Here is a 12127-nt window from a genome sequence, read left to right on the forward strand (position 1 = left end):
ATGTTATATAATTAAATATATTGACATAACATTTAATTCGTTTTAGGATGATGAAAGCGGTTAAACTTTTGATGTTTAAGGAGGACTCATGCACACAACGAGAAAAGATCAGAACATTTCTCCTTCCATTCAGCAGATGATCGGCAAAGTGAAGGCTGGTTTGCCAGACCATCCCAAGCTTGTGGAGATGTTTGAAAACTGTTTTACCAATACATTAACAACGACGATTCAGCGTAAGGAAGACGGGACAACATTCGTCATCACCGGGGATATTCCCGCCATGTGGCTCAGGGATTCTGCGGCTCAGGTCAGACCGTATCTGATGCTTGCTTCAGAAGATCAGGAACTGTCGGATATGATCGCCGGGCTGGTTGAAAGGCAACTGAGATACATTCTGTTAGACCCTTATGCAAACGCTTTTAACGAAACAGAGAGCGGCAATGGACATCAATCGGATCTTACAGAAATGAATGACTGGATCTGGGAGCGGAAATACGAGATTGATTCACTGGCGTATCCAATTCAGCTCAGTTATCTGCTATGGAAAAATACAGGCAGAACGGATCAGTTTAATGCCACGTTTCGTAATGCCGTCAACGAGATCATCTCTTTATGGCAAGTAGAGCAACATCATGAGACCCGTTCTCCATATACATTCCGGCGACTGGACGCCCCCGAGACGGATACGCTCGGAAGAGAAGGGCGAGGCACAGAGACCGTTTATACGGGTATGACCTGGTCGGGTTTCCGCCCAAGTGATGACAGATGTGAATACGGATATCTGATTCCATCCAACATGTTCGCGGTAGTAGCTCTCCGATATGTAGAGGAGATTGCACTTGCGTTACTGGATGAACCTATGCTGGCTGAGACAGCTCGAAAGCTGGCGGAACAGATTGACGAAGGAATTCGGAAGTATGGAATGGTGGAGCATCCTGAATACGGTACGATCTACGCGTATGAAACGGACGGGAAAGGCAACCACAACCTGATGGATGATGCCAACGTACCAAGTCTCTTATCTTTACCCTATCTCGGATATGTTACAGAAGATGACGAGATCTATCAGAACACACGCCGGTTCATATTGTCCGCACAGAACCCTTATTTTTATGAAGGTTCTTCGGCTTCTGGAATTGGTAGTCCGCACACACCCGAAGGATATATATGGCATATCGCCTTATCTATGCAGGGACTGACTTCTGTAGATCGGAATGAAAAAATGAACATGCTTCAGTTGATCCAGCGGACGGATGCGGATACAGGTCTGACGCATGAAGGTTTCTCGGCGAATGATCCACATGAGTATACCCGTCCATGGTTTTCCTGGTCCAACATGTTATATAGCGAGTTAGTTATGGATTATTGCGGATTCCGCATACAGAAATAGGACAAAAAGGAGATCGAGACATGAGAAAATTTTCGATGAAACTGCCGGTGGCAGCTGCGATGACTTCTTTGCTTATTCTGACGACAGCCTGCTCAAGTGGAAGTTCTTCCACAGGCACGACTAGCGATGGGAAAAAAGAAGTAACCGTATCGTTCCGTTCCTCTGGTTCGGAGGACACCCTTACTAAGTTTTTCAAATCCGGACTGGTCGAGCAGTTTGAGAAAGATCATCCCGATATCAAGATTAACATAGCACCTGTGCTTGCTAGTGAAGGCGATTACACTTCCAAAATGGTGTTACAGATGAAATCACCGGATACTGCACCTGACGTCATTGCCGAGGATACCTCTATTATTAAATCGGACGCAGCTGCAGGTTATCTGGAGCCTCTGGACGAGCAAGTGAAAGGCTGGGCAGATTGGAACGGCAAAATGATCGACAACCTGAAAGCCGGAGTAACTGGCGAGGACGGCAAAATCTATGGTATACCAGCGACTTCGGATACACGCGGCATCTGGTATAACAAAGAGCTGTTCCAGCAAGCTGGACTACCTGTACCGTTCAAACCGGCAAGCTGGGATGAAGTTCTGGAAGCAGCCCGCACGATCAAGCAGAAGCTGCCTGGCGTAACGCCGCTGAATCTCATTGTCGGTAAAGCGAACGGTGAAGGCGTAACGATGCAGACGCTGGAGATGCTGTTATATGGTACAACGGATACGCTCTACGACGATGCAACGAAGAAATGGGTTGTGGACAGTCCGGGATTGCTGGATTCCTTCAAGTTTATTGATCAGGTCTTCAACAAGGACAAAACCGGACCAACCATGCAAGTAGCGCTTAACGGACAGGCAGGAAGCATTGCGTTCCAGCAGCAATTTCCGCAAGGCAAGCTGGCAATGGCGGTCGATGGAAGCTGGGCGGGTTCTACATGGGCGGAAAATGGAGCTGCTCCGATTCCGAATGTAGAAGAAAAAATCGGTTTCGCACCGTTCCCGACACAGAATGGACAGGAGCCAGGTGCGACCACAATGTCTGGAGGCTGGGCGTGGTCCGTTCCAGCTCAGGCGAAGAATAAAGAAGCAGCCTGGACGTTTATTGAGTTTCTGATGAACAAAGAAAACGCAACAGCACGTGTCGTTGCCGAGGGCAGTCTCAGTCCACGCAACGATTCGACAGAAGTTGAAGGGTACACGAATCGCCCTTATACGAAGGAAGCACAAGAGCTGTTGAATGTGGCTCACTTCCGTCCGGCCAATGATCAATATGCATCGGTATCCGCACAATTGCAAAGCATCGTGGAGAGCATTGCCTCCGGAAAACTTACGCCGGAAGATGCCATCAAACAGTTCAAGGATAATGTCTCCCGAGCAGTTGGAGCGGAGCATATCGAAGAAAAATAGTTTACTTGCAAGAGATGTGAATTAGATATCTATAGAAGTTGAACTTGTCATTTACACAAAAACGGAGAGGACAGAAAGAACCTGGAAAAGCAAAGCGATCGCCTTTATCACCGGATTTTTCCTTTCAGGAAAGGGAATCAAAAAAATCTGGGGGTAACAGCGAATGGAAGGTCATTCTGTCATCGGAGTGAACGTGTAAATATATCTTTGGTTCAACTTATATAGGGAGGATAACAACATCGATATTTTCGGAGGGGGAGCGAAAAACTCCCCTTTTTCCGGTTCGAATGGAGAGTGACGTATGAAAAGAAAAGCCCCGGGCTCATTTCTGTTTCTGATGCCTTCCGTAACGCTGTTACTTGTGTTTTTTATCGTGCCGATTGTGCTCACAATCTGCTTTGCGTTCACCAATATGGCACTGACTGGCGCCGCAGCCAAAAGCCTGGAGTTCGTTGGCTTCCAAAACTTTATTAACATGTTCCAGGACCCTGACTTTCGGATCAGCGTATGGCGTACGCTGGTATTTCTGATCTTCTCCGCAGTGATCGGTCAGGTCGTGCTCGGATTTATTCTTGCCTTACTCATGAAAGAAAAAAATGTAACGTTCCGCCGGATCATCGGCATAATCGTAATTGCTGGCTGGGTCACGCCCGAAATTGTCGTGGCATTCTGTATGGTAGCCTTTTTCAGTGACAATGGTTCATTGAACCAGATTCTGGGCTGGTTTGGCGTAAGTCCGATCTCATGGCTGTTCAGTTTTCCCATGGTGAGTGTCATTATCGCTAACATCTGGCATGGAACGGCTTTTTCCATGATGGTTTATCAGTCTGCACTGGATGATATTCCGAAGGAAGTAGAAGAGGCCGCTATTATTGACGGTTCCACCGGATTCCAGATCATTCGCCATATTACGATTCCGATGGTGAAAGGCTCAATCGTTACCAATATGATGCTGGTTACGTTGCAGACACTGGGTGTGTTTACCCTGATTTATACGATGACGGGCGGTGGCCCGGGTACCTCTACGCAAACCTTGCCTATATTTATGTATAACCAGGCTTTTGTAAATTACCAGTTCGGATACGGAACAGCCATTTCTCTTGTGTTACTGTTCATTGGTATTATCGCCAGCCTGTTCTACATCCGTTCGATGAAAGTAAAAGTGTAAGGATTAAGGAGGTGTCATGTTCTTATGATGGTCAAACACGGGTTTCAACGCAAAATCCAGTACGGTATTCTGGTTTTCCTCGGTCTATGTTTTTTATTGCCGCTACTTTGGATTATTCTGGCATCCTTTGATCCGAACGCGCAGCAAGGCATCAAGATGCCTGCAACGTGGACACTGCAAAATTTCAAGGATGTACTTGGGGATGAAAGTAACCTGCGCTCGTTCGGGGTAGGTCTGATTCTGTCAGGAGGACAGGCGGCACTTGTTGTCGCAGTATCTGTGCTGGCGGCCTATCCGTTGTCACGCTACGAGATGCGGTTTAAGAAAAGCTTTTTATTATCCATTCTGTTTATGACGGCTTTGCCGATTACGGCTGTGATGGTGCCAGTGTTCCAGTTGTTTCTGTTCTTCAAAATGCAGAACTCCATCATTGCTACGATGCTGTTCCTGACGGCTTCATCTCTTCCATACGGCATCTGGATGATGAAGAACTTCATGGATTCTGTTCCAATTGATCTGGAAGAATCGGCCTGGATTGATGGTGCGTCGGTCTGGAGAGGCTTGCGAAGCATTGTTGCTCCGCTGATGCTGCCAGGCATTGCAACCATTGCAATCTTTACTTTTTCAGGCAGCTGGGGCAATTTTTTTGTACCTTACATTTTGCTTCAAACCCCGGAGAAACTGCCAGCATCGGTCACGATTTATCAATTCTTCGGCAGTCATGGCATGGTGGAATACGGCAGATTGGCCGCATTTTCGATGTTATACACGATGCCTTCGGTAGTACTCTATATTTTCTCCCAACGTTATATGTCCAAAGGATTTAGTATGGGTGGAGCGACAAAGGGATAGGAGGAGACACATATGACGAATACGACGAATCAAAAAACAGCGCATCTGATCTCACACACGCATTGGGATCGGGAATGGTATATGCCATACGAGCATCATCATGTGTTACTGGTTGAACTGATGGACAAGTTGCTGGACACACTCGACCGGGACCCGGAATATCGGTACTTTCATCTCGACGGACAGACCATCATTCGGGAAGATTATTTACAAGTTCGTCCAGACCAGCAAGAGCGGTTGGATCGGTACATTCGTGAGGGACGCATTCAATTTGGTCCGTGGTATGTGCTTCAGGACGAGTTTCTGACGAGTAGCGAGGCTAACCTGCGCAATCTGCTCATAGGGCATCGGGACGCCAAACCTTTTGGAATCATCTCCAAAACCGGGTATTTCCCGGATTCGTTCGGCAATATGGGACAAGCCCCGCAGATTTTAGAGCAGGCGGATATCCAGAATGCGATCTTTGGGCGCGGGGTAAAACCTACCGGATTCAACAACGCTGTTGTGGATGCAGAAGCGTATGAATCTCCCTATTCAGAGATGATCTGGCGTTCCCCGGACGGTTCGGAAGTGCTCGGTATTCTGTTTGCCAATTGGTATTGTAACGGGATGGAAGTACCTGTAGACCCGGAGAAAGCACGAGTGTACTGGGACAAAAATCTGCAGGAAGCCGAGAAATTTGCATCAACATCACATCTACTCTTCATGAACGGTTGTGATCATCAGCCTATTCAGACGGATCTACCTGAGGCACTTCGTACCGCTTCCGAGTTGTACCCTGAAGTGAAATTTGTACATTCCAATTTTGATGACTATATCGCAGCAGTCTCGCAGCAGGTTCCTGATCATCTGGCAACGATTGAAGGGGAGCTTCGCAGTCAGCATACGGATGGATGGGGAACGCTGGTGAATACAGCCTCTGCACGGGTCTATCTGAAACAGTTAAACCAGCAAGGTCAGACGTTATTGGAAAAAGTAGCAGAACCCCTGGCAGCCATGGCCCATGTAGCCGGGGTTAAGGAATACCCGCATCATCTGCTTACCCATGCCTGGAAGAAGCTTATGCAGAATCATCCACATGACAGCATCTGTGGCTGTAGTGTAGATGAGGTGCATCGGGAGATGGTGACCCGGTTTGCCAAGAGCCAGCAACTCGCCGAGAAGCTGGTATCCCAGACGTCGCAAGCCATTGCGGAATGCATTGACGTACAGAATATCGAAGCTTGGGCCGAGGATGCCGTGTTGTTCACCGTGTTTAATACGGCTGGGTGGATGCGAAGCGGTATCATAGAGAAAGAACTGATCGTAGATAAATCCTTTTTCCCGGAAGGTCCGAATCCACAGGCTCTTGCGCGCAAATTGGAAGAAGTCGTACTACCGACATATCAAGTGATCGATGCTGAAGGCAATATATACGTAGCCGAAATCCTTGATCTAGGTGTTCATTTCGGTTACGAGCTTCCGAAAGATCGCTTCCGTCAGCCATATATGGCACGTAAGGTTAAGGTGATTTTCCAGGCGAAGAATGTTCCTGCACTGGGTTATCAGACGTATGGTCTGGTTCCAGTCGGGGAAAAGGAAGAAAGACAGGCGGCTGGCGTTGAATTTAAAGTTGAGATTGAAGCGAACATGATGGAAAACGAATATCTGCGAGTGCGTGTGGAGCAGAATGGCGCGATCACTTTGCTCGATAAACGCTCTGGAACAGAATATCACGGACTGAACGTCTACGAAAATACCGGGGATATCGGCAACGAATATGTGTACCGTCAGCCTGAAGGCGAGCAAGCGTTATCCACTAAACAACTCAAGGCGGAGCTACGTCTTGTGGAGCATTCCCCTTATCATGCCGTAATGGAAAGTGTGCTGCGTTGGAACATTCCGGCTGGGGCAGATGAGCTGTTTGAGCAGGAGAAACGTTACATGGTCCCGTTCACGGAGCGTAAGGCTCAGCGTGTTCAGGATACCGTTCCTCTTAAGATCACAACAACATATACACTGGAAGCAGGCAGTGATATGGTCAAGGTAAAGACCGAATTTAACAATCAGGCCAAAGATCATCGTTTACGCGCGCTTTTCCCGTCCGGTCTGGTCACGGACTATCATTATGCTGACTCCATCTTTGAAGTCGCCAAACGGCCAAACATTCCGGCGAAGGAGTGGGTGAATCCTAGCAATGCACAGCATCAGCAAGCATTTGTTTATGTGACGGATGGGAGCACTGGGCTGATGGTTGCGAACAAAGGGCTCAATGAATATGAGATTTTACAGGAAAATGCAGGAAGTACGATTGCGGTTACGCTGCTCCGCGCTTCATCCGAACTGGGAGATTGGGGTGTATTCGACACACCGGAGGCTCAATGTCTGGGACCTCAGGCGGTGGAGTACGCTATTATTCCATTTGCAGGCGATGCGGCGAAATCAGGTGCTTGTGCAAGTGCATACACGTACCCCATCCCGTGGACGACGGTGCAGCTCGGGGAATTGGCTCATACGTATGAAAAAGAAGCGCTGCCTGTACATGGAATGAAAGGTGGCCAACTGAAATTACCACTGAGCAAACAGTGGCTGGACTGGCAAGCCGAGAATTCAACGCTGGCATTTTCCACATTGAAAATTGCAGAAGAAACAGGAGATGTGATTGCACGTTGGTTCAATTTAAGTGCTGATCCGGCTGATTTGCATGTACAGACTGGCTTCGAGTGTGTCTCCACATATGAGAGTGATGTGCTGGAGCGGGTGAAGGGTTCGCTTGAAAATAATCATCGGACGGTAGCAGGATATAAAATTGTTACGCATGGTTACGAGCTACTGTGATACCGAACGAATCAACAGAGTCAGCTGAAGTTTAGGCTTTAGAGCTTAAAGCGTTAACTGTTGGATGAGAAGCCGCCTGTGAGCGGCTTTTTCATATTTTAGGAGAATGAGGGAAAGTGCAACTGTGATAGTTTTGGGATATTATATGTCGTAATTTTATATATGAATTGTCGTGAGTTTCGATTAAAAATAAATAAATCATGTGATACCTTATAGATACGTTGTCAGAATATTATATATTATGGAGGGAAGACATCCGTGACCATTCGAATTGGAAAAATCAGTTTGTGGCATGTACATGCATGGGATTACATCAAGCAAGCCCAGGAACATGAGGATACAGTAATCGCCGCCGTGTGGGACGAAGACCCGAAGCGTGGGCAGGAAGCCGCTGACCGCTTGAACGTGCCCTTTTATGCATCGCTTGCGGATATGCTGGCACAAGATGACATTGATGCGGTAATTGTAGATGCGCCTACACGTCTCCATGAAGAGGTGATTACGGCTGCTGCCAAGGCGGGTAAACATATTTTTACCGAAAAAGTCATTGCCGCGACGCAAGTGGAGACTAATGTTATTCTGAGAGAGATTCAGGCAAACGGAGTCAAAATGACCGTTTCTCTTCCTCGTCTATATGCTGGATATACGCTGACCATTCAAGACGTGCTTGAGCGCGGATTACTCGGTCAAGTTACATACGTGAGGGCACGATTATCCCATGATGGAGCGATCACAGATTGGCTGCCTCAGCACTTCTATGATCTGCATGACTGTCAAGGCGGAGCTCTGATTGATCTGGGCTGTCACCCGATGTATCTAACGAGATTGTTTCTAAATCAGCCAATTACCGATGTGAGCGCACACTTTGGTTATATTACAGGCAAAGAAGTTGAGGATAATGCAGTGGCAACACTCTCTACATCAACAGGAGCTATTGGGGTAGTGGAAGCGGGATTTGTGAACAGTCACTCGCCTTTTACCATTGAAGTACATGGCACAGAGGGTACATTGTTATATGGAACGCCGGATTCCACATTGTTGATTCGCACGAAAGTAGCGGAAGGTCAGTATACGGATTGGACCGAACTTCCTGTTGCTGAAAATGTAGAAAGCGCATTCAATCAATGGGTAGGACACATTCAAAATGATACCGAGGACAGCGCAAACATCAACATGGCGATGGAATTGACCCGGTTGATGGAAGCGGCGAATCGCTCGGCGAAGGAAGGTAGACGAGTTGCGCTGACTGAGTTGCAAAGTTAGATATCAAGCTAGACAGGATAGATTCGATTATATAAGTTGAATGAATTACTTACACTTTAACGGAGTGGACTGTGTAAAATCTTTAGTTCTACTCAATATAATTTCGTCCTGTAAGGCGTTAAGGAGGAAGGCATCTTGAGTCTGTATCCGTATGAGAAAATGCTGGATCGGCAGGATCTCCTGGAGCGGCTTGATATTACCGTGGTATGGGGGCATTACGAGATTCGTGTGCTGCGATTTCATCTGACGACATTTCCAGCGGGGCGGATTGTCGATTTTCATAACCATGCGGAGTATGAGTTCCATTTCATTCCTAGAGGGAAAGGCAAAGTTATTATTGATGATCAGTCCCATGCATTATCGGAAGGGTTATTGTATCTGACCGGACCTGGGGTTGTTCATTATCAGGAAGCCGATGCCGAGCAGGATATGGATGAGTTGTGTCTTCATGTAGATATCGTGCATAAACCACGAGAGCATGTCGATCCATGGGAAGTTGCGGAATCAGAAGAGACGATTGAAAAACTAAAGACACTTCCGCATAAACCGGTTCAGGATTATCACCGTGCAATGCTCTGTTTTCTCGAAGCGTATGAAGCATGTGACCACAAGATGGTCGGATACTATACCTCGATTAAGCAGCTGGTTGTTAGCATTTTGTTGAAAACGGTTCGCGCTTACGATACTGGCGGAATTCGAGCTGAAGCCCCTGTAAGGGATATGACAGTGTATCGATACGATTATGCTGTACAGTACATGGAAGCTAATCACGCTTCTGTGGTGACGCTGGAGCATGTCGCCGAGAAGTTGCACATCAGCAGCCGCCAATTGCAACGCATTTTTTATCAGGTACAGCCTGATATGCCTTTCAGCCGTGTGCTGGAGGACATTCGCTTGCGTGCGGTGTGCCATAATTTACAGGAAAGCAACGTGTCCATTGAGCAGATTGCGGTTGGCTCCGGTTTTAACAATGCCAACTATTTACATGCTGTGTTTCGAAAACGCCTCGGGATGACCCCGTCGGCTTTTCGCAAAATGAAACAACCAATACTAAAGTGAGGGTGACTTATGATGAGTAAAGTGTATCGCATTGGAATTATTGGCTGTGGCGGGATCGCAAATGGCAAACATCTGCCAAGTCTGAGTAAGCTGGAGAACGTTGAACTGGCTGCTTTCTGTGATATTGTGGAAGAGCGTGCCGCAGAGGCGAAGAAACAATACGGTTCTGCCGATGCCGAGATATATACGGATTACCTGGAACTGCTGAAGGATGAATCACTCGATATTGTACATGTGCTTACCCCGAACATCTCCCACGCAGAGATTTCAATTGCGGCGCTGGAGGCTGGCAAACATGTCATGTGTGAGAAACCGATGGCCAAGACTGCGGCTGAAGCTCAGCTTATGCTGGAAGCGGCGGAACGTACAGGTAAAAAATTGACGATCGGTTACAACAACCGTTTCCGTCAGGACAGCATGTACTTAAAGCAACTGTGTGAAGCGGGCGAGCTAGGTTCGATCTATTTTGCCAAAGCCCATGCGATTCGAAGAAGAGCCGTACCGACTTGGGGTGTGTTTCTGGATGAAGAGAAACAAGGCGGCGGACCGCTGATTGACATTGGAACACATGCACTGGATCTGACCTTATGGATGATGGATAATTATCAGCCGAAAGTGGTACTTGGCACTACGCATCATGAGCTCTCCCAGAGAGAGAATGCAGCGAATGCCTGGGGGCCGTGGGACCCACAGAAATTCTCGGTGGAGGATTCAGCCTTTGGTATGATTGTCATGGAAAATGGGGCAACGATCATGCTGGAATCCAGCTGGGCGCTGAACTCGCTTGATGTGGACGAAGCTAAATGCAGTCTGAGTGGCACCGAGGCGGGAGCCGACATGAAAAACGGACTGCGCATCAATGGCGAGAAGTTCAGCCGTCTGTATACCAATGAAATTGAACTCAGCTCTGGCGGTGTGGACTTCTATGAAGGACAGTCTGAAAATGCACCAGATGTGGAGATGCGCAAATGGATTGAAGCGATCGATAAAGATTTGGAGCCCGTAGTTACACCGAAACAGGCGCTGGTGGTATCGCAGATTTTGGAAGCTATTTACGAGTCGGCACATACGGGCAAGGCAGTATACTTTAATAATTAACGGAGAAGCTTCAATAGATTGTCCTGTTAAAATAATTAGATCCCTTAAACCTTTGTCCGTTTATCCGGGCAGAGGTTTTTTGTTATTTTTCTACAATAGAGGGAGCCGTCCATACCTAATATGAATCAAACACATAGGATGACAGGAAATAAGCTGAAAAGAGGGGATGTTGTGTCTAGATACCGTACACCTCTAGGAGTATCCATCGTTGTTTGTACTAACCGTCCACAATTTTTGGATAACATCCTGCAGAATTATTTTCGCCAGCGTTACAAGGCCAAGGAACTGATTATTATTCTGAACCTTGACAGCATGAACATGCGTTTGATTCGGAAAAAGGTGCAGAAATACGCGAATGTCCACGTACACCAGGTACCCGAACGCATCTCACTAGGACAGTGCCTGAATGCAGGCATCACTAGAGCTCGTTTTTCACTCGTTGCGAAAATGGATGATGATGATTACTACTCTCCTTATTATCTGGAAGAACAGGTACGTGCGCTCAGGCAAACCGGCAGTGATATTGTGGGTAAACACTCCTGTCTGGTTTATCTGGAAGCTTCCCGAACATTGCTGATGAGGTCACCGGGCGAGAGCAATAAACCTGTGGAATTTATCCAGGGAGGCACGCTGTTATTCAGAAAAAAGGTGTTAAAAAGGGTTCGATTTACGGATCGTTCGGTGGGGGAAGATGTTACGTTTCTAAGGCAATGCAGGAAGAGAGGGTACAAGACGTATGCAACATCACCTTACAACTATGTGTATCTGCGCAGGCAGAACAAAGCAAGTCATACGTGGAGAGCAGAGGATCAGTTCTACCTTGAAGGAAGCGAGCGACTGGCTGTAACTAGGACTTTTAAACCTTTTGCAAACAAAAAGTTGTAGAAAAGGGAGACACTGCATTTTTAAGCGAAGAGTCGGATATCGTCATTCAGAAAAAAGTATAACATCCATTTGATCCAGAGAGGTTCTGACCGGTGCAGAGCGTCTTTCGTATTATCAGGTTAGCCAGTTATTACTGGTTGGCCTATTTTTTTTGCTGTTTTACGATGGGGGGAGCCGGGAAAACGTGAGCGTCTT

9 protein-coding genes are annotated in these 12127 nt (G+C 47.2%); all 9 read left to right on the top strand.

Annotation, left to right across the window (positions count from 1 at the left end; all coding sequences use genetic code 11):
• Positions 1–88: 88 nt before the first annotated feature.
• The 9 genes from BLQ13_RS23220 to BLQ13_RS23260 all read left to right on the top strand — a co-directional run bounded on the left by BLQ13_RS23220 (position 89) and on the right by BLQ13_RS23260 (position 11932).
• Entirely contained in the window at positions 89–1390 is a 1302-nt protein-coding gene (locus BLQ13_RS23220; RefSeq protein WP_090924058.1) for a glycoside hydrolase family 125 protein, read from the top strand.
• 20 nt (positions 1391–1410) lie between these two features.
• The gene (locus BLQ13_RS23225; RefSeq protein WP_090924059.1) at positions 1411–2790 is read left to right on the top strand and encodes an extracellular solute-binding protein; all 1380 of its coding nucleotides are present in this window, start codon (positions 1411–1413) and stop codon (positions 2788–2790) included.
• Between the two features lie 301 nt (positions 2791–3091).
• On the top strand, positions 3092–3958 hold the full coding sequence (locus BLQ13_RS23230; RefSeq protein WP_090924060.1) for a carbohydrate ABC transporter permease: 867 nt from the start codon (positions 3092–3094) through the stop codon (positions 3956–3958).
• Positions 3959–3985: 27 nt separating this feature from the next.
• Positions 3986–4810 carry a carbohydrate ABC transporter permease gene (locus BLQ13_RS23235; protein WP_090924081.1) on the top strand — a complete coding sequence of 275 codons (825 nt, stop codon included), beginning with the start codon at positions 3986–3988 and terminating at the stop codon, positions 4808–4810.
• A gap of 12 nt (positions 4811–4822) precedes the next feature.
• On the top strand, positions 4823–7627 hold the full coding sequence (locus tag BLQ13_RS23240) for an alpha-mannosidase (protein ID WP_090924061.1): 2805 nt from the start codon (positions 4823–4825) through the stop codon (positions 7625–7627).
• A gap of 258 nt (positions 7628–7885) precedes the next feature.
• Positions 7886–8890, top strand: a complete 1005-nt coding sequence (locus tag BLQ13_RS23245) for a Gfo/Idh/MocA family protein (protein ID WP_090924062.1) — start codon at positions 7886–7888, stop codon at positions 8888–8890.
• A 135-nt stretch (positions 8891–9025) separates the two neighbouring features.
• A complete protein-coding gene (locus BLQ13_RS23250; RefSeq protein WP_244159430.1) occupies positions 9026–9949 on the top strand; it encodes an AraC family transcriptional regulator in 924 nt (307 codons plus the stop codon).
• 12 nt (positions 9950–9961) lie between these two features.
• Entirely contained in the window at positions 9962–11047 is a 1086-nt protein-coding gene (locus tag BLQ13_RS23255) for a Gfo/Idh/MocA family protein (protein WP_090924082.1), read from the top strand.
• A gap of 171 nt (positions 11048–11218) precedes the next feature.
• Positions 11219–11932, top strand: a complete 714-nt coding sequence (locus tag BLQ13_RS23260; RefSeq protein ID WP_244159431.1) for a glycosyltransferase family 2 protein — start codon at positions 11219–11221, stop codon at positions 11930–11932.
• Positions 11933–12127 lie beyond the last annotated feature (195 nt).

This window comes from Paenibacillus polysaccharolyticus, from assembly GCF_900102085.1.
Classification (GTDB): Bacteria; Bacillota; Bacilli; order Paenibacillales; family Paenibacillaceae; genus Paenibacillus; species Paenibacillus polysaccharolyticus.